The sequence below is a fragment of the Luteimonas sp. 9C genome (genome assembly GCF_902506295.1).
Lineage (GTDB): Bacteria > Pseudomonadota > Gammaproteobacteria > Xanthomonadales > Xanthomonadaceae > Luteimonas.
This window is the reverse complement of the sequence record NZ_LR733312.1, coordinates 1,207,363-1,230,976: the sequence shown is the minus strand read 5'-3', so window position 1 is coordinate 1,230,976 and position 23,614 is coordinate 1,207,363. Positions and strand designations below refer to the sequence as shown.

The 23,614-nt window shown below is 69.3% G+C and carries 23 protein-coding genes; 14 read left to right on the top strand and 9 right to left on the bottom strand.

Features of this window, described 5'->3' with window-relative positions:
- Positions 1–2: 2 nt before the first annotated feature.
- Complete coding sequence (locus tag CURTO8I2_RS05495) at positions 3–461, bottom strand: MarR family transcriptional regulator (RefSeq protein ID WP_159679348.1); 459 nt, start codon at positions 459–461, stop codon at positions 3–5.
- 172 nt (positions 462–633) lie between these two features.
- Entirely contained in the window at positions 634–1,422 is a 789-nt protein-coding gene (ccsA, locus tag CURTO8I2_RS05490) for a cytochrome c biogenesis protein CcsA (RefSeq protein ID WP_159679346.1), read from the bottom strand.
- Between the two features lie 116 nt (positions 1,423–1,538).
- Here ccsA and ffh point away from each other — a divergent pair, with 116 nt between their 5' ends.
- The 7 genes from ffh (at position 1,539) to rplS (ending at position 7,256) form a co-directional block, all read left to right on the top strand.
- Positions 1,539–2,915: a signal recognition particle protein gene (ffh, locus tag CURTO8I2_RS05485; RefSeq protein ID WP_159679344.1), complete on the top strand. Its 1,377-nt coding sequence runs from the start codon at positions 1,539–1,541 to the stop codon at positions 2,913–2,915.
- 4 nt (positions 2,916–2,919) lie between these two features.
- Positions 2,920–3,990 carry a nitronate monooxygenase gene (locus CURTO8I2_RS05480; protein ID WP_159679342.1) on the top strand — a complete coding sequence of 357 codons (1,071 nt, stop codon included), beginning with the start codon at positions 2,920–2,922 and terminating at the stop codon, positions 3,988–3,990.
- An 11-nt stretch (positions 3,991–4,001) separates the two neighbouring features.
- Positions 4,002–4,808 (top strand): aminotransferase class IV, encoded by an 807-nt coding sequence (locus CURTO8I2_RS05475; protein ID WP_159679340.1) that lies wholly within the window; start codon positions 4,002–4,004, stop codon positions 4,806–4,808.
- Between the two features lie 93 nt (positions 4,809–4,901).
- On the top strand, positions 4,902–5,174 hold the full coding sequence (gene rpsP, locus CURTO8I2_RS05470) for a 30S ribosomal protein S16 (protein ID WP_159679338.1): 273 nt from the start codon (positions 4,902–4,904) through the stop codon (positions 5,172–5,174).
- A 38-nt stretch (positions 5,175–5,212) separates the two neighbouring features.
- Positions 5,213–5,740: a ribosome maturation factor RimM gene (gene rimM, locus CURTO8I2_RS05465; protein ID WP_159679336.1), complete on the top strand. Its 528-nt coding sequence runs from the start codon at positions 5,213–5,215 to the stop codon at positions 5,738–5,740.
- 159 nt (positions 5,741–5,899) lie between these two features.
- Positions 5,900–6,667 carry a tRNA (guanosine(37)-N1)-methyltransferase TrmD gene (gene trmD, locus CURTO8I2_RS05460; RefSeq protein ID WP_159681558.1) on the top strand — a complete coding sequence of 256 codons (768 nt, stop codon included), beginning with the start codon at positions 5,900–5,902 and terminating at the stop codon, positions 6,665–6,667.
- A gap of 145 nt (positions 6,668–6,812) precedes the next feature.
- On the top strand, positions 6,813–7,256 hold the full coding sequence (rplS, locus tag CURTO8I2_RS05455) for a 50S ribosomal protein L19 (RefSeq protein WP_159679334.1): 444 nt from the start codon (positions 6,813–6,815) through the stop codon (positions 7,254–7,256).
- Positions 7,257–7,576: 320 nt separating this feature from the next.
- Here rplS and CURTO8I2_RS05450 read toward each other — a convergent pair whose 3' ends face one another.
- A complete protein-coding gene (locus CURTO8I2_RS05450; protein ID WP_159679332.1) occupies positions 7,577–7,909 on the bottom strand; it encodes a hypothetical protein in 333 nt (110 codons plus the stop codon).
- 127 nt (positions 7,910–8,036) lie between these two features.
- On the opposite strand from CURTO8I2_RS05450, the gene CURTO8I2_RS05445 reads away from it, so the two are divergent.
- Genes CURTO8I2_RS05445 through CURTO8I2_RS05430 form a run of 4 tightly spaced genes read left to right on the top strand, consistent with a single transcriptional unit; the run spans position 8,037 to position 10,751 of the window.
- Entirely contained in the window at positions 8,037–8,357 is a 321-nt protein-coding gene (locus CURTO8I2_RS05445; protein ID WP_159679330.1) for a PepSY domain-containing protein, read from the top strand.
- Entirely contained in the window at positions 8,357–9,019 is a 663-nt protein-coding gene (locus CURTO8I2_RS05440) for a response regulator transcription factor (RefSeq protein WP_159679328.1), read from the top strand. Before CURTO8I2_RS05445 ends, CURTO8I2_RS05440 begins: the two co-directional genes overlap by 1 nt.
- Positions 9,016–10,353: a sensor histidine kinase gene (locus CURTO8I2_RS05435; RefSeq protein WP_159679326.1), complete on the top strand. Its 1,338-nt coding sequence runs from the start codon at positions 9,016–9,018 to the stop codon at positions 10,351–10,353. Before CURTO8I2_RS05440 ends, CURTO8I2_RS05435 begins: the two co-directional genes overlap by 4 nt.
- Positions 10,353–10,751: an RNA-binding S4 domain-containing protein gene (locus tag CURTO8I2_RS05430; RefSeq protein WP_159679324.1), complete on the top strand. Its 399-nt coding sequence runs from the start codon at positions 10,353–10,355 to the stop codon at positions 10,749–10,751. Before CURTO8I2_RS05435 ends, CURTO8I2_RS05430 begins: the two co-directional genes overlap by 1 nt.
- Positions 10,752–10,797: 46 nt before the next feature.
- On the opposite strand, the gene CURTO8I2_RS05425 is transcribed toward CURTO8I2_RS05430, so the two are convergent.
- The 4 genes from CURTO8I2_RS05425 to mutS all read right to left on the bottom strand — a co-directional run bounded on the left by CURTO8I2_RS05425 (position 10,798) and on the right by mutS (position 17,255).
- A complete protein-coding gene (locus CURTO8I2_RS05425; protein ID WP_159679323.1) occupies positions 10,798–11,034 on the bottom strand; it encodes a hypothetical protein in 237 nt (78 codons plus the stop codon).
- 40 nt (positions 11,035–11,074) lie between these two features.
- Positions 11,075–12,022, bottom strand: a complete 948-nt coding sequence (locus tag CURTO8I2_RS05420; RefSeq protein WP_159679321.1) for an SDR family NAD(P)-dependent oxidoreductase — start codon at positions 12,020–12,022, stop codon at positions 11,075–11,077.
- Between the two features lie 150 nt (positions 12,023–12,172).
- Complete coding sequence (gene katG, locus CURTO8I2_RS05415) at positions 12,173–14,419, bottom strand: catalase/peroxidase HPI (protein ID WP_159679320.1); 2,247 nt, start codon at positions 14,417–14,419, stop codon at positions 12,173–12,175.
- 235 nt (positions 14,420–14,654) lie between these two features.
- Entirely contained in the window at positions 14,655–17,255 is a 2,601-nt protein-coding gene (mutS, locus tag CURTO8I2_RS05410) for a DNA mismatch repair protein MutS (RefSeq protein ID WP_159679318.1), read from the bottom strand.
- Positions 17,256–17,524: 269 nt separating this feature from the next.
- Between mutS and CURTO8I2_RS05405 the strand changes: the two genes are divergently transcribed.
- Positions 17,525–20,080 (top strand): TonB-dependent receptor, encoded by a 2,556-nt coding sequence (locus CURTO8I2_RS05405; RefSeq protein WP_159679316.1) that lies wholly within the window; start codon positions 17,525–17,527, stop codon positions 20,078–20,080.
- Positions 20,081–20,220: 140 nt separating this feature from the next.
- Positions 20,221–20,721, top strand: a complete 501-nt coding sequence (locus tag CURTO8I2_RS05400; protein ID WP_159679315.1) for a CinA family protein — start codon at positions 20,221–20,223, stop codon at positions 20,719–20,721.
- 50 nt (positions 20,722–20,771) lie between these two features.
- Here the strand turns inward: CURTO8I2_RS05400 and CURTO8I2_RS05395 are convergent, their stop codons facing one another.
- A complete protein-coding gene (locus tag CURTO8I2_RS05395) occupies positions 20,772–21,998 on the bottom strand; it encodes an endonuclease/exonuclease/phosphatase family protein (RefSeq protein ID WP_159679313.1) in 1,227 nt (408 codons plus the stop codon).
- On the bottom strand, positions 21,995–22,747 hold the full coding sequence (locus CURTO8I2_RS05390) for an arginyltransferase (protein ID WP_159679311.1): 753 nt from the start codon (positions 22,745–22,747) through the stop codon (positions 21,995–21,997). Before CURTO8I2_RS05390 ends, CURTO8I2_RS05395 begins: the two co-directional genes overlap by 4 nt.
- A gap of 148 nt (positions 22,748–22,895) precedes the next feature.
- Here CURTO8I2_RS05390 and CURTO8I2_RS05385 point away from each other — a divergent pair, with 148 nt between their 5' ends.
- Positions 22,896–23,528, top strand: coding sequence for a hypothetical protein (locus CURTO8I2_RS05385; RefSeq protein WP_159679309.1), 633 nt, complete (start codon positions 22,896–22,898; stop codon positions 23,526–23,528).
- Positions 23,529–23,614: the final 86 nt, after the last annotated feature.

Below are 23,614 nucleotides of genomic sequence, written 5' to 3'. Positions count from 1 at the left end.
GGTCACTGTCCTGGGAAGGAGAGGTTGTCGCGGACCTGTTCGAGGACGCGGATGAACTGCAGACGCTGCGCCTCGTCCATGCCCGACATCGCGCGCTCGCGCACGCGGTTGCCGCACTGGTCGATGTCGCGCCAGATCGCCTGGCCCTGTGCGCTGAGCTGGATGCGCACCACGCGCCGGTCGTCGGGATCAGCGTGGCGTTCGACCAGGCCGCGTTCGATCAGCTTGTCGATCAGCCGCGTCATCGCGCCGGGATTGAGTTCGGCGGCGCGCGCCAGTTCGGTCGCACTGGTGGTGCCGAGGGCGAGCTTCTTCAGCGTGATGTACTGGCTGAAGCTCAGGTCATGGCCGGCGTTCGACAACTCGTCGGCCATCCGCGCCCACATTGCGTCGCGGACCTGCCGGAACAGCAGGCCCAGCGAGGAACCGCTGGCGGAGGCGCAGGGGCGTGGGGTATCCATGGCGGCGCATGATCCTCGCCCATGCAATTGTTGTCAAGGCAAGTATCTAGTCGCGGCTCGGAGCTGGGCCAAGCGTTCGGGTCGATTCAGGCTGTGAACCTCGATGCGGGTCAGGCGGCGCAGGCGATGTCGCTCGAAGCCGGTCTCCCGCGACATTGCGCGGATGCCGGCTTCAACCAGTGCGCCGCAACACCAGCTCCAGCACGAACTTGCTGCCGAAGAAGGCCAGCACCAACAGCGCCATCGCGGCGAGTGTCCAGCCGACCGCACGTTCGCCCCGCCAGCCATGGCGCCAGCGGCCGAACAGCAGGGCGCCGAAGGCCAGCCACGACAGCACGCTGAGTACGGTCTTGTGCATCAGGTGCTGGGCGAAGAAGTCGTCGACGAACAGCACACCGGTGACCAGCGTCGCGGTGAGCAGGGCGAAGCCCACCCAGATGGTGCGGAACAGCAGCGATTCGAGCTCGGTCAGCGGCGGCAACGCGCGCAGCCAGCGATGGAACTCGCGACGGCGCAGCGCACGTTCCTGCGCCCACAGCAGCATTGCGAGCAGCGCGGCCACGGCCAGCGCGGCGTAGGCCAGCAACGCGAACCAGGCGTGCATCTGCAGGCGCCAGTCGAGGGTGTCCGACGCGGTGTGGCTGGCCTGGCCGTAACCGAGCAGGGTGAGCGCCGCGATCGGGAACACGATCACGCCCAGCGCTGCCATCCGGCCGCGCGCATCGTAGAACACCGTCAACACGGCCATGCCGAGGCCGACCAGCGACAGCGCGGCGAAGAAATGCAGTTCGGCGCCGACATTGCGCCACACCAGCGCGTGCGCGCTCACGTGCAGCGCGATCGCCGCGAGTGCGGGCGCGGCCCACCAGAGCCCGCCCGGCGCCGGCTCGCGCGCGACGCCGCGCACGAGTGCTGCGGCGGCGAGCAGGTAGAGCAGGGCTGCGATGAGAACGATTGTCATCGCGCGAGTGTCGCACGCCCGGCATGTCCGGAGGGAGCGCGACGCGCGGTGGGCCGCGGGCTCCGCGGGGCTGCGGGCTATAATCGGCGGCCGTATTCCGCCGCATCGAGTTCCGTATGTTCGAGTCCCTGACCCAGCGCCTGTCCGGCACCATGGAGCGCCTGCGTGGCCGTGGTCGTCTGACCGAGGAGAACATCCGCGAGGCCACCCGCGAGGTGCGCATCGCGCTGCTCGAGGCCGACGTCGCGCTGCCGGTGGTGCAGGCGCTGATCGAGCGCATCAAGGTGCGCGCGGTCGGCCAGGAAGTGCTCAAGTCGCTGACCCCGGGCCAGGCGCTGATCAAGGTCGTCCGCGACGAGTTGACCGCGGTCATGGGCGCGCAGGCGACCGAGCTCAACCTCAACGTGCCGGCGCCTGCGGTCATCCTCATGGCCGGCCTGCAGGGCGCGGGCAAGACCACGACGGTCGGCAAGCTCGCTAAGCTGCTCAAGGAAAAGCGCAAGAAGAAGGTCATGGTGGTGTCGGCCGACGTCTACCGTCCGGCCGCGATCGAACAGCTGAAGACGCTGGCCGAACAGGTCGACGTGCAGTTCTTCCCGTCCGAGTCCTCGCAGCAGCCGGTCGACATCGTGCGCGCGGCGATCGCCGCGGCGAAGAAGTCCTTCATCGACGTGCTGCTGGTCGATACCGCCGGCCGCCTCGCGATCGACGAAGCGATGATGGACGAGATCAAGGCGCTGCACGCCGCGGTCAATCCGGTCGAAACCCTGTTCGTCGTCGATTCGATGACCGGTCAGGACGCCGCGACCACCGCCAAGGCCTTCGGCGAAGCGCTGCCGCTGACCGGCGTGGTGCTGACCAAGACCGACGGCGATGCCCGCGGCGGCGCGGCGCTGTCGGTGCGCTACATCACCGGCAAGCCGATCAAGTTCGTCGGTACCGGCGAGAAGGTCGACGGCCTCGATGTCTTCCATCCCGAGCGCGTCGCCAGCCGCATCCTCGACATGGGCGATGTGCTGTCGCTGGTCGAGCAGGTGGAAGGCCAGGTCGACAAGGACAAGGCGCAGAAGCTCGCCGAGAAGGTCGCCAAGGGCAAGAAGTTCGACCTCAACGACATGCGCGACCAGCTCGAGCAGATGCAGAACATGGGCGGCATCGGCAGCCTGATGGAGAAGCTGCCGGGCCTGGGCCAGGTGCCCGAGCACCTCAAGCAGCAGGTCAGCCAGGGCAAGGAAGTGCCGCGGATGATCGCGATCATCGGCTCGATGACGAAAAAGGAACGCCGCAATCCGAACCTGCTCAACGGCTCGCGCCGCGCGCGCATCGCCGCCGGTTCCGGCACCACGCCGTCCGACGTCAACAAGCTGATGAAGCAGTACATGCAGATGGAAAAGATGATGGGCAAGATGGCCCGCGGCGGCATGAAGGGCATGATGCGCGGCCTGCAGGGGATGATGGGCGGCATGGGTGGCGGCCGCATGCCGTTCCGCTGATCGCATGACCTCCGCAGCCCGCCAGCGCAGCGACGCGTTCTGTTCGCGCTTCGGGCTGCGACGGCCGGTGCTGCTGTCGCCAATGGCGGGTGCGTGCCCGGTCGCGCTGTCGCGCGCGGTGATCGAAGCCGGCGGCATGGGCGCGATGGGCGCGGTGCTGTCACCGCCCGATGCCATCGGCGGATGGATGGACGAGCTGCGCGCGGCCGGCGGCGGACCCGCCCAGGTCAATCTCTGGATGCCCGACCCCGCACCGGTGCGCGACATCGCCGCGGAAGCAGCGACGCGCGCGTTTCTCGCACAGTGGGGGCCGGCCGTGCCGGCGGATGCCGGCGACGCGACACCAGCCGATTTCGATGCGCAATGCGAGGCCCTGCTCGCCGCGAAGCCTGCAGTGGCGTCGTCGATCATGGGCGTGTTTCCAGCTTCGTTCGTCGAACGATTGAAAGATGCCGGCATCGCCTGGTTCGCCTGCGCGACGACGCTCGACGAAGCGCGCGCTGCTGAAGCGGCCGGTGCCGATGCGGTGGTCGCGCAGGGTTTCGAAGCGGGCGGGCATCGTGGTGCCTTCGATGCGGCCAAAGCCGGCACGCAGTTGGTCGGCCTGTTCTCGCTGATCCCGCGACTGGCCGATGCGCTGCGTGTGCCGGTGATCGCCGCGGGCGGCATCGCCGATGGGCGCGGCATCGCTGCGGCGCTGACGCTGGGCGCGAGCGCAGTGCAGATCGGTACTGCATTCCTGCGCACGCCAGAGGCCGGCATCGCACCGGCCTGGGCCGCGGCGCTGGCATCGGCTGCACCCGAGCAGACCTGGACGACACGCGCCTTCAGCGGCCGGCTCGGTCGCGCGCTGGCGACGCCTTACGTGCGCGCGGCCGAAGCCGCAGACGCACCATCGCCGCAGCCGTATCCCGTGCAGCGCGCACTGACCGCGCCGATGCGCGCGGCCGCGCTGCGCGATGGCCGGATCGATGCGATGCAGGCCTGGGCCGGCCAGTCGGCCGCATGCGCGCAGGCGCGGCCCGCGGCGGACCTGGTCGCCGACTGGTGGCGTACGGCAGACGCGCTGCTGTGAGCCGGACCGCAGTGACCAGCAGTTTCTGGATCGACGGCCGAGCTGCCGACGCGGCCACGCTGTCGCGACTGCAGACCAACTACGGCCACCTGTCGACGATGCAGATGCGCGGCGGCGCGGCGCAGGGATTGGGCCGCCATCTGATGCGGCTGCAATCGGCGAATGTCGAACTGTTCGGCACTGCGTTATCCGATGAGCGCATCCATCGCGAACTCGCGGCGGCGCTACGGGCGGCCGCTGTCGACGACGCCACGCTGCGGGTCTCGGTCGGCGCACTGGATTTTTCGGCGGTAGAGCGCGGCGATGCGGCCGAGGTCGCGCTGCTGGTCGCGCTGTCGCCACCGCGCACGCCGCCCGCGTCGCCGCAGCGTCTGCAGACATGTCGACACCAGCGCCCATTGGCGCATCTCAAGCACCTCGCCACGTTGCCTCTGCTGCATGCCCGCCGGACCGCGCGCGCAGCGGGCTTCGACGACGCGCTGCTGGTCGATGGTGCGGGGCATGTGACCGAAGGCGCCTTGTGGAACATCGGGTTCGTCGATGCCGAGGGCGGCATCGTCTGGCCGGACGGCGCTGCGCTGCGGGGCGTCGCCGAAACCCTGTTGCGCGAAGGGCTCCACGCCGCTGGCATTGCCCAGCGCGTCGCACCGGTACGGCGTTCCGATTGCCTGGCGTTCCGGTCGGCATTCGCCTGCAACAGCAACGGTCTGTGGCCGCTGGCGTCGATCGACGGGCAGGCATTTGCAGGCGATCCGGTCATTCCGGCGGCGTTGCAGGCCGTTCTGGCGACCGCGCCGTGGGAGCCGCTGATGGCCTGAGCGGCGGCGGCTTGCCGAGCAGGCGGGGATTTCCGCTATAATCGCCGGCTTACCTCGCCACCCTGGCGACTGGGCAACACAGGAAGCAAAGCAATGGTCAAGATCCGTCTGACGCGCGGCGGCGCCAAGAAGCGTCCGTTCTACCACATCATCGTGACCGACTCGCGCAGCGCGCGCGACGGCCGCAACATCGAGCGCGTGGGTTACTACAACCCGGTCGCCACCGGTGGCGAGCAGCGCATCGTGCTCGACACCGCGCGCGTCGACCATTGGGTGTCCAAGGGTGCGCAGATGACCGACAAGGTCCGCGCCCTGTACAAGGACGCCGGCAAGGTCGCTGCTGCGACCGCGACTGCCGCTGCCTGATTGACGGGCCGCGCCTCACGGGCGCGGCCGTTGTCGACATGAACGACCCGACGCGCCAGCCTTCCCGCCGGATGATCCAGGTGGGCAAGGTCCATGGCGCGTTCGGCGTGCGTGGCGAGGTGAAACTCGAATCCTTCACCGAGCCGCGCAGCGCGATCTTCCGCTACCAGCCCTGGGTATTGCGCGATGCGCGCGGCATCGAGCGCGAGTGCGAAGGCGCGAAGGGTCGCGAGACACCGAAGGGCGTCGTCGCGACGCTGCCGGGCGTTGAGGATCGCGACGGCGCCGAAGCGACGCGCGGACTCGAAGTCTTCGTGCCGCGCGAGGCGCTGCCGCCGCCCAGGCCGGGCGAATACTACTGGGTCGACCTCGAAGGCCTGCGCGTGCGCAACGTCGAGGGTGTTGATTTCGGCGTGGTCTCGCATCTGTTCTCGACCGGCGCCAACGACGTGCTGGTTGCGCAGGGCGAACGCGAGCGCATGATTCCCTTCGTGCTGCCGGACTACATCGTGTCGATCGATTTCGACGCGGCGCTGGTCACGGTGGACTGGGATCCCGATTTCTAGGACGGTTCACCGCGCCTTCGAAACGGCCGCTGTGGCCGTCGATACACCGGTGCGCAGGCACGCACCGCACGCGCGTCGCGATGCGACCGCAGGGGACATGCCATGACGTCCGACATCCTTCCGACTTCCGAAGACGACGCGTCCACGGATGCGCGCGCCATCCGCATCGACGTCGTCAGCCTGTTTCCCGACTTCATCGACCAGGCGGCCGCTGTCGGCGTGGTCGGGCGGGCGCGCGAGCGCGGGCTGCTGACGCTGCAGGGCTGGAATCCGCGCGATTACGCGCAAGGCAATTACCGCCGCGTCGACGATCGCCCCTTCGGCGGCGGTCCAGGCATGGTGATGCTGATCGAGCCGCTGCGTGCCGCGCTGGCCGCTGCCCGAGCGGCGGACTCGGCGCCGGTGCGGGTGATCTACATGAGCCCGCAGGGACGCCCGCTGACCCAGGCCAAGGTGCGCGAGCTCGCGGCGTTGCCCCGGTTGATGTTGCTGTGCGGCCGCTACGAGGGCGTCGACGAGCGTCTGCTGCAGGCCGAGATCGACGAGGAGCTGTCGATCGGCGACTACGTGCTGTCGGGCGGCGAACTGGCGGCGGCGGTGATCGTGGATGCCGTCGCGCGGCTGCAGGACGGCGCGCTGGGCGATGCCGAATCCGCGGTGCAGGACAGCTTCGAAGGCGACGGCCTGCTGGACTGCCCGCACTACACCCGCCCGGTCGAGCACGCCATGGGCCGGGTGCCGGATGTCCTGCTGTCGGGCAATCATGCCGAGATCGCCAGGTGGCGCCGCCAGCAGTCACTGGTCCGCACGCTGGCGCGGCGCCCGGAGCTGATCGACGAGGCCGCCCTTGGCAAGGCCGACCGCCGGCTGCTGGCCGATTGGCGGGCGGCACGGGACGCTGACGACAGCGGCGGCGCGGCGGGCTGATGCCGTCTGCGGGGTGCTGGCATTCGCCGGACGACCCCGTCTATAATGCGCGGCTAACCCGTTTCACCCAGAGCCCAAGAGCTCGCCGAGCCAGAGCGTGCGTCCACGTGCACCACGCCAATAACGACACCAACAGGCCAAGACCATGACCAACAAGCCCTCCCTGCACACCCTGCTGCAGAACTTCGAAAGCGTCCAGACCACGCGCGAACTCCCCGAGTTCGGCCCCGGCGACACCGTCGTCGTCAACGTGAAGGTCAAGGAAGGCAACCGCGAGCGCCTGCAGGCGTACGAAGGTGTGGTCATCGGCAAGAAGAACGCCGGTCTGAACTCCGCGTTCACCGTCCGCAAGATCTCGCACGGCTTCGGCGTCGAGCGCGTGTTCCAGACCCACAGCGCCACCATCGACTCGCTGGAAGTGAAGCGCCGTGGCGCCGTCCGCGCCGGCAAGCTGTACTACCTGCGTGGCCTGGAAGGCAAGAAGGCGCGCATCAAGGAAGACCTGTCCGCGTCCGCCAAGGCGAAGAACGAGAAGGCGCGCGCCGACAAGGCCGCAGCCGCTGCAGCACCGGCTGCCGCTGCCGAGTAATCGGACCGCTCCGAGTCGCACGACGGCCGCCGCAAGGCGGCCGTTTGCGTTCAGGGGTTTCGCCGCTGCGCGTTCGGGGTCCGGACATGCGCGTGTCGAGCGGGTCGAGCCGCACATCCTCTCGAAAGAGATTTCCGCGCATAGCACGCCGGGTGAGGGATTGGAGTTCGCTGCGTGCCATCGGTCAGCGTTCCGATCGGGATCCGAAGCACCTCCCGGATGTGCCAGCGGGCGCTGCCCGCAGGCCGCACCGCCAGCGCACAGAAAAGGGCGCTGGATCTGATCCAGCGCCCTTCGTTGCGACTGCTGTCGTCGGACGGTCAGTCGTACTCGGCCTCGAGCATGCGACCGGTGCGCGCCGAGTACTCCAGTTCCACGATCCGGCCATCGTTCTGGCGGATGTCGATGTCGTACTCGCCGTCATCGTAGGACACGTCGATGACGCGGCCCGGATGCTGCCGCTGCGCATCGGCGAGGATGCTGTCGAGGGAGGCGCCGTTGGCGCGCATGCGCGGATCCGCCTTGGCGGCGGCCACGGCATGCACGCGGTCGTCGTCGCCGCGACGGTCGTCGCGGTCCTGGGCGAACGCGAGCGGTGCAGCGACGGCGAACGCGGCGGCGGTGATCAGGCTGGCAATGGCGGTACGGGTCATGGCGATTCCTCGGTCTGGATGGGGAGCACCGGTTGCAACCGGTTGACGCCAGTCTCCGCATCGCGCTTAACGCGGTTCTGATCGAGCCGTTCACGGTTCTGTTAATCCGCGTTGCCACACTTGCGTCATGCGTACGCTCATTGCTCCGATCGCACTCGCCGCCGCCCTGGTCGCCGCGCCACTCGCCGTGCCGCTGCACGCCGACGCGCAGGACCCGCAGGGCACCGCCGATTACGCCCGCGACGGCGTGCGCAGTGGCGAGTTCGTGCGTCTCGAACGCCTGCTCGTCGATGCCGAGCGCCGATACCCGGGGCGGGTGATCGAAGTCGAACTCGACCAGGATGACGACGAGTACGAGATTGAGATCCTGATGCGCGACGGCCGCGTGGTGGAGCTGCAGTACGATGCGCGCACCGGGCGCCTGCTCAAGGTCGAGATCGACGACTGATGCGCATCCTGCTGGCCGAAGACGACGTCGAACTCGCGGCGCGCGTCGCTGCTGCGCTCGGGGCCGCCGGCTTCGCGGTCGATCGGGCCGAGGACGGCGCGGATGCCGAGTTCCGCGGCCAGACGGAAGGCTACGACGCGGCCGTACTTGATCTCGGCCTGCCGAGTCTGGATGGCGTCTCCGTGCTGCACCGTTGGCGCGAGGCGGGCCTGACCCTGCCGGTGCTGGTGCTCACCGCGCGCAGCCGCTGGCACGACAAGCTGGCGGGCTTCAACGCGGGCGCCGACGACTATCTCACCAAGCCCTTCCAGATCGAGGAGCTGGTGCTGCGCCTGCAGGCCTTGATCCGCCGCAGCGCCGGTCACGCGTCGCCGCGTCTGCGCTGCGGGCCACTGGAATTCGATGCGAATGCCGGCCGCTTCGCGCTCGACGGCGATCCGCTCGTCCTGACCGCGCAGGAGCACCGCATCCTCGCGTACCTCATCCATCACGCCGGTCGTGTGGTCAGCCGCGGCGAACTCGGCGAGCACGTCTACGACAACGGGTTCGATCCCGATTCCAATGCGCTCGACGTCTTGATCGGGCGCATCCGTCGCAAGCTGGGCGTCGCGCTGATCCACACCGTGCGCGGGCAGGGCTTCCGGTTGTCGGAGACGCCATGAGCACACGCCGCGTGCTGTCGCTGCGCTGGCGGTTGTGGCTGGCAGGCGCGCTGGGTGTGGCGATCTCTGCGGTGATCGCAGGTGGCCTGCTCGGTGCGATGTTCGAACGCTCCGGACAACGCGCGCTCGACAGCCGACTCGACGATGATTTCGCGACGCTTGCCGGCCTGATCGAAGCGCGTGCGGATGGCGGCTGGCAGTTGCGCCGGCCGCCTGCCGACGAACGCTGGGCACGCGTGTTCTCTGGCTGGTACTGGCGCATCGGTGACGGCGCAGACGCGGTGCGATCGCGCTCGTTGTGGGACGACGAACTCGTCGCCGACGGTGTGCCCGGCACTGCGGCGGTGTGGTCGATCGTGGAAGGCCCGCGCGGACAGCAACTGCGCATGCGCGCGCAGCTGCTGCGGCTGCCGGGTGTCGCTGATCCCATTCCCGTGCACGTCGCCGGCGATCGCGGCGATGTCATCGCCGAGACGCGTGGCTTTCGGCAGGCCGCGATGCTGGCATTCGCCGGCGCGGCAGCGGCGCTGCTGGCGCTGCTGGCCTGGCAGATCGAATGGGGCCTGCGTCCGCTGCGGCGCATGCGCCGCATCCTGCAGCGGGTGCGCAACGGTGACGACGTGCGTTTCGGTGCCGAGCGCTGGCCGGCCGAGGCGGCGCCGCTGGCGGAACAGATCGACGATCTGCTCGACGAACATGCACGCCGCGTCGCCCGCGCGCGACACGCCGCCGAGGATCTCGCGCATGCGCTGAAGACGCCGCTCGCCGTGCTGTCGGCGGAAGCGCAGCGGCCGGGCGGTGACATTGCCGACGTGGTGTCGACCCAGGTGCAGCGCATGCGCGGCGAGGTGGAACGCCGGCTCGGGGGCGGCTTTGCCGCCGATGCACGCCAGCGCACGCCGATCGCGCCGGTGGCCGAGGCCCTGTGCGGACTGTTCGCGCAGACCGCGGGCGATCGCGTTTCGCTGCGCCGCGAGGTGGCGCCGGATCTCGTGTTCGCCGGTGCGCGTGAGGACCTGGAAGAGATGCTCGGCAATCTCGTCGACAACGCGGTGAAGTGGGCGCACGCGCAGGTGCGCATCCATGCGACATCCGTCGACTGGCGCGTGCGGATCGCCGTCGACGACGACGGTCCCGGCATGCAGGCCGACGCGATGGCGCAGGTGCTGCAACGTGGCGTGCGCCTCGACAGCCGGATGCCGGGGCATGGCCTGGGGCTGTCGATCGTCGACAGCGTCGCGGCGTCCTATGACGGCACGCTGGTGCTCGAAAATCTGCCGGGCGGATTCCGCGCGCTGCTTGATTTGCCGGCCGGCGCACCGATATCGGCGTGATGACCGATTCCATGGACAGCGTGCGCCTCGACCTCTGGCTCTGGGCGGCGCGCTTCTTCAAGACCCGCGCGCTGGCCAAACAGGCGATCGAGACCGGCAAGGTCGATGTCGGCGGACAGCGTGCGAAACCCGCGCGCGCGGTCCGCATCGGCGATGCATTGCGGGTGGCGCGCGGCGAGGAGGTCTTCGAAATCGCGGTGGCGGCGCTTTCCGACACGCGAGGCCCGGCGAGCGTCGCGCAGACGCTGTACAGCGAAACCGATGCGTCGCGTGAAGCGCGTCTGGCGCGGTCGGCCGAGGCGCGCGCTGCGCGGGCGGGCTACCAGGCGCCGGAGCACAAGCCCGACAAGCGCGCGCGGAAACTGATCCGCGCGCTCGGCGACATCGACGCGCTCTGAGCCGCGCCTGTTCAAGTCGAAGCCGTCTCGATGCGGCATGCTCGCCTCACGACACATGGAATGCGAGGTGCAGGATGCGGATTCGGCAGACCATCGTCTTGGCGGGCGTGATCGGACTTTCGGGATGTGCGAGCCAGGACGGCATGCGGGCGGATGTGGGATCGCCGTACCCGGCCTGGTGCGCGGACGCCGCGCGGCAGTTGCGCGCGGCGCAGTTGCCGGGGTCGCCCGCGCCGAGCGCGGACTCGCTGCCCAGGGAGTGCCGCGAGGGCGCGTCCGGCATCCGGATCTTCGGGACGCCGACGTCCGGCTGATCGACGACGTCAGTCGGGCAGCCAGTCGCGGACGAGGGCTTCGGAGGCGGTCCACAGTCGCGCCGCCATCGCCGTGTCACGCTGCATGTCGCTCTGCGGTGCGGGCGCGAAATCGCGGTAGAACGCGCCGGTGATGCCGGCTGCTGCGGGCGAGGCCGCCAGCCAGCACGGCGTGGCCGCGCCCTGCTGCACGCTGCGCGCGTCCTCGCGATAACGGTTGCCCACGTGACGCAGGATGTTGCTGCGCGTGTGGCCGGGCGAGACGCAGTTGGACGTCGCCCGCGTGCCGGCCAGGCGCCGCGACAGTTCCAGCGAGAACAGGCCGTTCGCGAGTTTGGAATGCGCGTAGCGCGCGTCCCAGCCCGCGCCGGAGAGATCGTCGAACTGGATGCCGCCCGGCGGCGCATTGCGTTCGTCGCCGCTGCCCAGTACGACGACGCGGCCCTGCGGCGCGGCGCTCACGCGATCGAGCAGGCGCCGCACCAGCAGGTAATGGCCGAGGTGGTTGACGACGAAGGTCTTCTCGACGCCGCGCACCTGCTCGAGACCGTCGAGTACCACGCCGGCATTGCAGACCAGTGCGTCGACCGGCATGTCGAGTGCGCGGATCGCATCGCTCGCCGCGGCGACCGAATCGAAGCCGGCGAGATCCAGCACCACGGGCGTCGCACGCCCTTCGACCGCGGCGCAGGCCGCTTCGGCAGTGGCACGCGATCGCGCAGTGCCGATCACGTGCGCGCCGCGTAGCGCGAGCACGCGCATGGTTTCCTGGCCGATGCCGGACGTACAGCCGGTGACCACGATGGTGCGGCCGCGCAGATCGAGGCCGGCGGTCGCGTCTTCAGCGGTGCTCGTCGCGTCGAGCGCCGGCGTGCGTGCGAAACCGGGCAGGGCGGTCGCCAGTGCGGTCAGCGCGCCGGCCTGGAGCAGGCGGCGTCTGCGGAGATCGATGGGCATCGAGGCGTCGGGTCCGTGACGGAGCGGGGCATCGAGTGTAGGACGCCCGCGCGGCGACATCACGAAGATCGGAACCCGTAAACGCGAACGCCGATGTGTGTGCATCGGCGTCCGGTCATCCCGTCGTCCGCGGGCGACGTCATGCAGCGATCAGCGCAGGTCGTAGCGATCCAGGTCCATGACCTTCGCCCAGGCGGCGGCGAAATCGCGCACGAACTTCTCCTGCGCATCGTCGCTGGCATAGACCTCGGCCAGTGCCCGCAGGACCGCGTTCGAACCGAAGACGAGATCGACGCGCGTACCACTCCATCGCTTGGCGCCGGTGCCGCGTGCGCGGCCCTCGAACGTGGTGCGGCCCGACGGCGCCCACTCCGTGCCCATGTCGAGCAGGTTGCGGAAGAAGTCGTTCGACAGCACGCCCGGGCGATCGGTCAGGACGCCGTGCGCGCCGCCGTCGTGATTGGCGCCGAGCACGCGCAGGCCGCCGACCAGCACGGTCGTCTCCGGCGCGGTCAACGTCAGCAGCTGCGCGCGGTCGACCAGCAGGTGTTCAAGCGGTATGGCGGACTGGCCCTTGGCGTAGTTGCGGAAGCCATCGGCCCAGGGTTCCAGCGCGGCGAAGGATTCGACATCGGTCTGGTCCTGCGAGGCATCATTGCGGCCGGGCGAGAACGGCACGGTGACCGGCACGCCGGCGTCCTGCGCCGCCTTCTCGACCGCGGCCGCGCCGCCGAGCACGATCAGATCGGCCAGCGAGACCTGCTTGCCGCCGTTGTCCTTTCCGTTGAACTCGGCCTGCACCCGTTCCAGCGCGGCGAGCACCTTCGCCAGCTGCGGCGGATTGTTGACCGCCCAGTCCTTCTGCGGGGCGAGCCGGAGGCGCGCCCCGTTCGCGCCGCCGCGCTTGTCGCCGCCGCGGAACGTCGAGGCCGACGCCCATGCGGTGGAGACCAGTTCGGAGACCGACAGGCCACTGGAGAGGATCGCCTGCTTCAGCGCGGCGGCATCGGCCTCGTCGATCAGCGCATGCTCGACCGCCGGCACCGGATCCTGCCAGATCAGCACCTCGCCGGGCACTTCCGGGCCGAGATAGCGCGCGCGCGGCCCCATGTCGCGGTGGGTGAGCTTGAACCACGCCCGCGCGAAGGCATCGGCGAACTGGTCCGGATTGTCGAGGAAGCGGCGCGAGATCTTCTCGTAGGCGGGATCGAAGCGCAGGGCGAGATCGGTGGTGAGCATCGTCGGCAGCAGCTTCTTCGATGCGTCGTAGGCGTGCGGAATGGTCGCTTCCGCATTCTTGGCCACCCACTGCTGCGCGCCGGCCGGGCTCTTCGACAGCTCCCATTCGAAGCCGAACAGGTGCTCGAAGTAATCGTGGCTCCACTGCGCCGGCGTTTGCGTCCACGTCACTTCGAGACCGCTGGTGATCGTGTCGGCACCCTTGCCGCTGCCGAAACTGTTGTGCCAGCCGAAACCTTGCGCCTCGAGCGTGTGCCCCTCGGGCTCTTCGCCGACGTGCTCGGACGGCGCGGCGCCGTGGGTCTTGCCGAACGTGTGGCCGCCGGCGATCAGCGCGACGGTTTCCTCGTCGTCCATCGCCATGCGGGCGAAGGTGTCGCGGATGTCGTGCGCGGCGAGCAGTGGATCGGGATTGCCGTCCGGGCCCTCGGGATTCACGTAGATCAGGCCCATCTGCACCGCCGCCAGCGGATTCTCGAGTTTGCGTGAATGCACGTCGCCGTCGGCGTTGTCGTCGGAGACGAGCACGCCATCGTCGCCGCCCTTCGGCACGCCGTGCGAGCCGTGCGCGTACCGCACGTCACCGCCGAGCCACGTGGTCTCGCGGCCCCAGTACACGTCGAGGTCCGGCTCCCAGGTGTCGTCGCGGCCGCCGGCGAAGCCGAAAGTCCTGAAGCCCATCGTCTCCAGCGCGACGTTGCCGGTGAGGATCATCAGGTCCGCCCAGGAGATCGCGCGGCCGTATTTCTGCTTGATCGGCCACAGCAGGCGGCGCGCCTTGTCCAGACTGACGTTGTCCGGCCAGCTGTTGAGCGGGGCGAAGCGCTGCTGGCCGCGGCCGCCGCCGCCGCGTCCGTCACCGATGCGGTAGGTGCCGGCGCTGTGCCAGGCCATGCGTACGAACAGGCCGCCGTAGTGGCCGAAGTCGGCCGGCCACCAGTCCTGCGAATCGGTCATCAGCGCGGCGAGATCACGCTTGAGGCCGTCGTAGTCGAGCTTGGCGAATTCGGCGGCGTAGTCGAACGCCTCGCCCATCGGATCGGACTTCGTGGAGTGCTGGGCCAGCAGGTCCAGGCGCAGCTGGTTCGGCCACCAGTCGCGGTTGCTGGTGCCGCCGCCGGCGGTCTGGTGGAACGGGCATTTGGCGTCGGTCGACATGACTGGTGTTCTCCCGGAGTTGGACGTCGAGATTAGGCGCAGTGATCGTCAACTGGGAAATCGATTGTTCGCGTCTATTCGATAGGAGCGGGCTATCGGCCGCGAATCCCCTGCGCGGCGCGCGCGCGGGATGTCCCACACGCGCATCGCGCACCGGTGACCGGCCGCCGCCGGGCTGGTCCCATGCGGCCGATGCGGGACTTCCGGAGCGCGTCATCCGATGCCGCGGAGCCGCTCAGAGAAGAGCGCGAAGCCGATAGAGCGCTTCCAGTGCCTGTTTCGGCGTCAGTTCGTCCGGATCGAGCCCGGCCAGTGCTTCGAGCGCGGCCGAGGCCGGCGCGAACAGCCCGATCTGCTGCGGGCTGTCGAGCGTGCCCGCCGACATCGGCGCGGGCGCAGGCGTGTCATGGCGCCGCTGTTCGAGCTCGGCCAGGCGCGCGCGGGCGTCGCGCACCACCGCTTTCGGCAGGCCGGCCAGCGCGGCGACCTGCAGACCGAAGCTGCGGTCGGCGGGGCCGGCCTTGACCGCGTGCATGAAGACCAGCGTCTCGCCGCCCTGTTTGTCGCGATGCTCGACCGCGTCGAGATGCACGTTGGCGATGCCGCTGCCCGGCTGCGCGAGCGCGGTGAGTTCGAAGTAATGCGTCGCGAACAGGGTGTAGCTGCGGTTCGTGGCGGCCAGATGCCGCGCGCAGGCGTCGGCCAGGGCGAGTCCGTCGTAGGTCGAGGTGCCGCGGCCGATCTCGTCCATCAGCACCAGCGACTGGTCGGTGGCGTGATGCAGGATGTAACTCGTCTCGGCCATCTCGACCATGAAGGTCGACTGGCCCTTGGCGAGATCGTCGCCGGCGCCGATGCGGGTGAGGATGCGGTCGATCGGGCCGATCACCGCGCGCGAGGCCGGCACGAAACTCCCGATGTGCGCGAGCAGCACGATCAGCGCGTTCTGGCGCATGTAGGTGCTCTTGCCGCCCATGTTCGGGCCGGTGATGACCAGCATGCGACGCGCATCGAATTCCGCGCCGTCGCCGAGCACCAGATCGTTCGGCTCGAAGGGGTCGCGGCGCACCGCCTCGACCACCGGATGACGGCCGCGTTCGATGCGGATGCCGGGCGCGTCGTCGAGCTGCGGGCGCGACCAGTCCAGCGCCTGTCCGCGCTGCGCGAAGCAGGCCAGCACGTCGAGTTCGCTGAGCGCGCCGGCGCAGTGCTTGAGCGCCTCGATGCGATCGTTGAGCGCGTCGAGCAGCTGTTCGTACAGCAGCCGCTCGCGCGCCAGCGACCGCTCGCGCGCCGACAGCACCTTGTCCTCGAACGTCTTGAGTTCCTCGGTGATGTAGCGCTCGGCATTGGTCAGCGTCTGCCGGCGCGTGTAGTGCGCGGGCGCTTTCGCCGCGTGCGCCTTGGAGACTTCGATGTAATAGCCGTGGACGCGGTTGTAGCCGACCTTGAGCGTCGGGATGCCGCTGGCTTCGCGCTCGCGCGCTTCCAGATCCACGAGGAACTGGTCGGCATGCGTGCTCAGCCGCCGCAGTTCGGCGAGTTCGGCGTCGTGGCCATCGGCGAACACGCCGCCTTCGCGTGCGAGTACCGGCGGCTGTTCGACCAGCGCGGTGGCCAGCAGATGCGCTTCGCCCGCGTGCTCGCCGAGGCTGTCGTGCAGGGCGCGCAGCCGCGGCGAATCGAGCGCGCCGAGGATGCCGCGCAGATCCGGCAGCATCGCCAGCCCGTCGCGCAGCGTGGAGAGGTCGCGCGGGCGCGCCGAACGCAGCGCGATGCGCGTGAGCACGCGTTCCATGTCGCCGAGCGCACGGAAGCGCTCGCGCAGGGTCTCGTCGCCGCCGGAATCGATCAGCGTCTGCACCGCATGCAGGCGCTCGCCCAGCACGGCGCGGTCGCGCAGCGGCCGGTGCAGCCAGCGCCGCAGCAGGCGTCCGCCCATCGGCGTGACGGTGGAATCGAGCACGCCGAGCAGCGTGTTGCGGGTGTCGCCGTCGACGCGCGTGTCGAGTTCGAGATGGCGGCGCGTCGCGGCGTTCATCGCGATCGCGCCGTCGCCGCTTTCCACCGAAATCGAGGTCAGGTGCGGCAGCCGCTGTTTCTGGGTTTCCTCGACGTAGCCGAGCAGCGCGCCGGCAGACGCCACGGCCAGTGGCTTGTCGTCGATGCCGAAGCCGGTGAGGTCGTGCAGGCCGAAGAACTGCAGCAGCTGGCGACGGCCGGATTCGGCGTCGAACAGCCACGGCGGCCGACGACGCGCGCCGGTGCGCTCGGACAGGAAACCCGGCCAGCCGTCTTCGTCGGGCACCAGCAGTTCGGCCGGATCCAGCCGCGCGATCTCGGCTTCGAGCATGTCTTCGGTGGCGCATTCGCAGACCAGGAAACGGCCGCCGGCGAGATCCGCCCAAGCGATGCCGTACTGCCCGGCGCGATTGCGGGCGACCGCCATCAGCAGCGTGTCGCGACGCTCCTGCAGCAGCGCCTCGTCGGTCACCGTGCCCGGCGTGACGATGCGCACCACTTTCCGTTCGACCAGGCCCTTGCTCGCCGCGGGATCGCCGATCTGCTCGCAGATCGCCACCGATTCGCCGAGTGCGACCAGTCGCGCCAGGTACCCTTCGGCCGCGTGATGCGGCACGCCCGCCATCGGGATCGGCGCACCGGCCGAATTGCCGCGCTGGGTCAGGGTGATGTCCAGCAGGCGCGCGGCCTTGCGGGCGTCGTCGTAGAACAGCTCGTAGAAATCGCCCATGCGGAAGAACAGCAGCACATCGGGGTGATCGGCCTTGGCGGCGAAGAACTGCTGCATCAATGGCGTGTGCTGGGGCGAAGACATCCAATCGCTCGTTTGGCCGGCCGCATAGTCTGCCCGAAACCGCGGTTTTCCGCGGTTCCGGAGGCCGGTCCGGGCCGGTGTTCCAGCCGCTGCCGGCTCCATGCGCACGCGTGTGGAAGGTGTGTTAGGTTTCCGTTCACGGCAGGCGACTGCCGGACGTTCCGGTCTGTCCCCCACGCATGCCGGAACGGCGGGGAATCCCGATGGCGCAACGCCGTCGGGGGGCGGTTTTTTCGAAAAGAACCACACCACGTCATTCGGGGGACAACATGGATTCACGTAAGTTGCAGCGCAGCCTGCTCAGTCATGCTGTGGTCGTCGCGTTGGCCGCCACCGTCTCCGTACCCGCGCTCGCACAATCGACCGCGCCGGAGAGCGAAGTACCGACCACGCTGTCGTCGATCACCGTCACCGCCCAGAAGCGCGAAGAAGCGCTGCAGGACGTGCCGATCGTCATCAACGTGCTGCCGGAACAGTTGCTGCAGGACACCGGCGTGCGCGACATCAAGGACATGCAGGTCCTGGTGCCCGGTCTGACCGTCACCAGCACTCAGTCCGCGGCGCAGACCACGGCGCGTATCCGCGGCATCGGCACGGTGGGCGACAACCCGGGTCTGGAATCCTCGGTCGGCATCGTCATCGACGGCGTCTACCGCGCACGCAACAGCGTGGGCTTCGGCGATCTCGGCGAGATGGAGCGCATCGAGGTGCTCAAGGGACCGCAGGGCACGGTGTTCGGCAAGAACACCTCGGCCGGCGTCATCAACGTGATCACCCGGCGGCCGAGCTACACCCAGGCGGTGGAGGGCGAGGTCACCGTGGGTAACTACGGCCTGCTCGGCGTGTCGGGGTCGTACAACGATGCGCTCAGCGACAACGCGGCGTTCCGCATCTTCGCGACCAAGCGCAAGCGCGACGGCGTCGACAACGTCGACACCTCGGGCGGCCCGCGCCGGGAAACCGAAGACGGCGACCAGAACTACCACTCGCTGCGCGGCCAGCTGCTGCTCGAACCCACGTCCAACCTCAACATCAACTTCATCGCCGACTACACCAGTCGCGAAGAAAACTGCTGCGTGTCGATGACCACGTTCCGCGGTCCGACCGCCGCGATCATCGACGCGCTGACGCCCGGCGGCGAGGGCATCATTCCGGTCGTCGACCTCGACCGCCGTCTCGCCTACGCCAACCGCACGACCGAACAGGACCTCAAGGACAAGGGCGTCTCGGCCGAGGTCAACTGGACCCTGCCGTGGGCCAACGAGGCCGTGCTGACCTCGATCACCGCGTCGCGTGACTGGGAAGCGATCACCAGCATCGACTTCGACTACAGCGGCGCGGACATCCTGTACCGCCCGCCGAACCCGGACGGCTCGCTGGTGAAGTTCGAGAACTTCAGCCAGGAACTGCGCCTGACCGGTTCGGGTGAGCGCATCGACTGGATGGTCGGACTGTTCTATTCCGACGAGGATCTGGGCCGCAACGATTCGTACTTCTTCGGCGCCGCCTACGAGCCGTACCTGTCGACCGCCGTCGCTTCGCAGGTGCTGCCGGCGATCGCCGCGCAACTCGCGCCGCTGGGCCTGACGGTCAACACCGCCAATCCCGCGACGTTCCTGTCGCAGGTCAGCGGTCGTCCGTTCGGGACCAACTTCACCGGTCAGGGCGCGCTGGACCGCTACGAGCAGAACGCAAAGAGCGCGGCGATCTTCACCAACAACACCTTCCACGTCACCGATGCGCTCGACGTCACCCTGGGCCTGCGCTACACGCGGGAAAAGAAAACGCTGACCTCGGACTACACCAACCCCAACGGCGCGCAGGGCTGCGCGGCGACGCTGGCCAATCCGGGGGCACGGGTCGGCGGCGCGCTGGCGCAACGCATCAACGGTTTCGGCAGCCTGCCGCCGGCGTTGCAGCAGCAGCTGCTGGCGGGCCTGGTGCCGGCCGTCGCGCCGCAGATCGCCGGCTTCATGTGCCTGCCCTGGGCGAACATCGCGCACAACGGCCGCAACACGTTCCAGGAACGCACCGAGAAGGAATGGTCGGGCACGTTGAAGGTCGCCTACGACTGGTCGGACGACGTGATGACCTACGTGTCGGCGTCGCGCGGTTACAAGGCCGGCGGTTTCAATCTCGACCGCGTGCAGGTCGGCATCACGCCGGTGGACGACACCTCGTTCGACGGTGAGTTCGTCGACAGCTACGAGCTGGGTCTGAAGACAAACTGGGCCGATGGCAACCTGCTGTTCAACGCGGCGCTGTTCCACCAGACCTACGAGGACTTCCAGCTCAACAGCTTCCTCGGCACCGCGTTCGTGGTGCGGTCGATCCCGGAAGTGACCTCGATGGGCGTCGACGCCGAAGTGCTGTGGCAGACCGGCATGCCGGGTCTGATGCTGCAGGGTGGCGTGACGTACGCGGAAACGGAGTACGGCGACGACATCGTGCCGGACCTGCCGTTGCTCCCGGGCAACCAGATGAGCTTCGCGCCGAAGTGGTCGGGCAATACGTCGGCCACCTACCAGTGGGACATCGGCTCGGCGCTGCAGGGCCGCTTCAACATCGGCGCCAAGTACATGTCCGAGTACAACACCGGCTCCGATCTGAAGCCGCAGAAGATGCAGGACGCGTACACGGTGCTCAACGCACGCCTCGGGTTCGGGCGTCAGGACCAGCGCTGGATGGTCGAGGTCTGGGGCCAGAACCTGACCGACGAGACCTACAAGCAGGTCGGTATCGATGCGCCGATCCAGACGGGCTCGTTCAACGCCTTCCTCGGTGCCCCGCGCACCTACGGCGTGACCCTGCGCATGCGCTACTGATCCAGTGCCTCCACGCGACGGCCGGCCCGGGAGGGTCGGCCGTTCGCGTGTCTGCGGCATGGATCCGCCGCATCACAACGCCGGGGCGACGCGCGCGCCGCGATGCGGTACAACGTCGGCTTCCCACGCGGCGGCGATCCATGCACGACACCCATACGGATGACGCGTTGCACGCGCTCGCCGAAGCGACCGGCGCGCTGCTGCGCGCCCGGCATCATCGCCTGGTCACGGCGGAGAGCTGCACGGGCGGCTGGATCGCCAAGGCCGTGACCGACATCGCCGGATGCTCGGAATGGTTCGACTGCGGCATGGCGGCGTACAGCTACGAAGCCAAGCAGGCCCTGCTGGGCGTCAATCCGCACACGCTGGAAACGCATGGCGCGGTCAGCCGCGAGACCGTGATCGAGATGGTGTCCGGTGCGCTGGTGAATTCCGGTGCCAGCGTGGCGGTCGCGGTGACCGGCATCGCCGGCCCGGGCGGCGGCAGCGACGACAAGCCGGTCGGCACGGTGTGGATCGGCTGGAAGCGGCGCGGCGGCTATGCGCGGGCCGAGTTGTTCCAGTTCGACGGTGATCGCGACGCGGTCCGGCGGCAGACTGTCGCGGCGGCGCTGCAGGGACTGGCACAGACGGTCGGCTGAGGCGCGCCGGAAGCCCGCATCCCGCGCGCGCCTCCGCGCCCGGGTGGCGCCTACTGCGTCACGTCCACCCACACGAGGCGATGGTCGGTGCCGTCGACGATGTCGGCATGGGCGGCGTCGCTGCGCGGCCAGAACACGCCGTTGCCGACCAGGGCGTGGCCCACCGACGGCAGTGCGTAATCGAGACGCAGGTTGCCCACCCGCGGCCCGAAGCTGCCGGTGTCGTGCGCAGCCGATCCACGGTGTTGCGCATTCGCGCCCCCATCGGCCTCGGCCGCTTCGCGCGCGCCTTCGCTCTTCGGCGTCGCCATGCGCAGCACACGCGGGTGTTCCAGCAGGTCGACGATCGCGGTGTGGTCGCCGGCGCCGTCGACGGGATCGTTGTTGAGATCGCCGAGGATCACGAAGCGCGCATCGGCTTCGAGTCCGCCGCAGCGGCCGGCATCGTCGCACAGCCAGTCGCGCGGACCCGGCGACAGGTACTCGGTCCAGAAACGGATCTCGTCATGGTTGCGCGCGACGTTGCGCTTCTCCGGGCCGTCGAATGCGGGCGGCGTCGGATGCGAGGCCAGCACATGGAGCACGCCGCCGGGTGCGCGCACCTGCACGTCCCAGTGCGACTTCGACGACAGCCGCAGCGCCGACCACGTGGCGTCGGGATGGAACGGCCGGCCGTCGGGATGCCGCGGGCGCCGCGCGTCGGGCATCGCATGCCACTTCAGCAGCTGGAAGGTACGCGCGGTCGCCGCATCGATCGGGTAGCGCGACAGCAGCAGCATGCCGTACTGGCCCGGGTGGAGACCGTAGCCCCAGGCATCGTTGCCACGGTCGCGGCCGTCGCCACCGATGCTGCCGTTGTTGTCGAGATCCAGACCGCTCTGCACGCCGGTATTGACCGGTGCGAGGTAACGGTAGGGATAGCGCAGCGGTGCGCCGCCACCCGGCTGCGCGCGTTCGAGCCAGCGCTGCTGGAACAGATCGGCGGCGCTGCCGTCGGCCACGTAGTCGAACTCGTTGAGCAGCACGATGTCCGGACGCACCTGCTGCAGCACCGCTGCGACCTTGCGCGCACCTGCATCGTCGCCGCGCAGGCGTTCGAGCAGGCCACCGGCGTCGTCGCTGTTGAGCGAGGTGTTGTAGGTCGCGATGCGCAGCGTGCCGGACGGATCGGCGCCGGCGGCCGACCGCGACTGTCCGTGCGTGTTAATGCGCACGCAGGCGGCGAGCAGCGCGACGACCGCGCAGGCGAGCAGGGCGATGAGCCAGGTGCGGGTCATTGCGCAGGGCCGGTCAGTGCGCGCCACTGGCGTCCGTCGAAACCTTCGAGCGGCTGGAAATTGCGTTTGTAAGCCATCTTGCGGTGTCCATCGATCCAGTAGCCGAGATAGAGATAGCGCCGGCGGTCGCGCTGCGCCCAGGCGATCTGCCTGAGGATCGCCAGCGTGCCGAGCCCGCGTGACACGACGTCGGGGTCGTAGAAAGTGTAGACGGCCGACAGTGCGTCTTCGATCAGGTCGGTCACCGCCACTGCGACCAGCTGTCCGTGCAGACGCAATTCCAGCAGACGTCCCTCGTTCCAGCTGCCGATCAGGAACTGGTCGAACTCGCTGGCGCCGTGATCGTCCATGCCGCCGTCCGGATGGCGCGACACGAGGTATTTCCGGTACAGCGCGAGCCGCTCGTCATTGCGTTCGGCCGGCACCACGCGCGCATCGATGTCGCCGTTGCGCGCCAGCGTGCGGCGCTGGCTGCGGTTGGGGACGAAGGCGTCGACGGGAATGCGCACCGCGACGCAGGCCCGGCAACCCGCGCAGTGCGGGCGATAGACGATGTCGCCCGAGCGGCGGAAGCCCCAGCGCAACGCCTGCGGATAGACATCCGCCAGGCGCGGATCGCGCGGGTCGAGCACCAGATCGCGCGCCTCGCGCTCGGGCCAGTACCCGCAGGCATGCGGCGCGGTGTGGAACAGACGCAGTTCGCCGGTGCCGGCATCCGGTTCTGGGGCAGGGCGGGGCGGGGTCTGCATGCCGGCAGGATACGCACCGGCGTCGCAGACGACGCGACCGGCTCGCCGACCGCCGGCTGAACCATGCCGGCGTCCGGTCAACGGTGGATGCGGTACGGACGTTGGTCCCTGCACAGCGGCACGGTGCCGCGGCAACGGGAACACATCCATGAAGACGAGGCTCATCACCACCGCGCTGCTGGCGGCGCTGTCCATCACCACCATCGGCGCCGCCGCGGCGCAGACGCCGTCCGCCGGCACGCAGGCGGCCAAGCCCGATGGCGAGCGGCATCGCGGCCATGGCCCGCGCGGCCACGGCGGCGATCGCGTCGATGCGATGGCGCGACTCGATACCGACAGCGATGGCCGCATCAGCCGCGCCGAGGCACAGGCCGCGCAGCAGGCGATGCAGGCACGGATGGACGCACACCGCGCAGAACGCGCCGCACGTGGAGACGGCCAGCGTCCGCAGCGGGGTCCGGGCGGTCCGCGTTCGCACAAGGGTGGCGGCTTTGATCTGGTCGCGAACTTCGATGCGATCGACACCAATCGCGACGGGTACCTCACCCGCAGCGAACTGCGGACCTGGCACACGGCGAAGTCCGCCGGGCGCCGCGCCGAGGGCGAGCGTCGCTTCGCCGCGAAGTTCGGCGAGGCCGATCTCAACAGGGACGGCAAGCTGAGCCGCGTCGAGGTGTCGGAGAAGATACCGCGTCTGGCCGAGCGCTTCGCCTGGCTCGACGAGAACCGCGACGGCTTCCTGAGCCGCGAGGAGCTGCGCCCGGCACGTCCGCAGCGCTGAGTGCGCACCACCAACGCAACGAACAGGCCGCGCACTGCGCGGCCTGTTCGTGCGGGCGGTGCAACCGCCATGCAGCAGGACGAGCC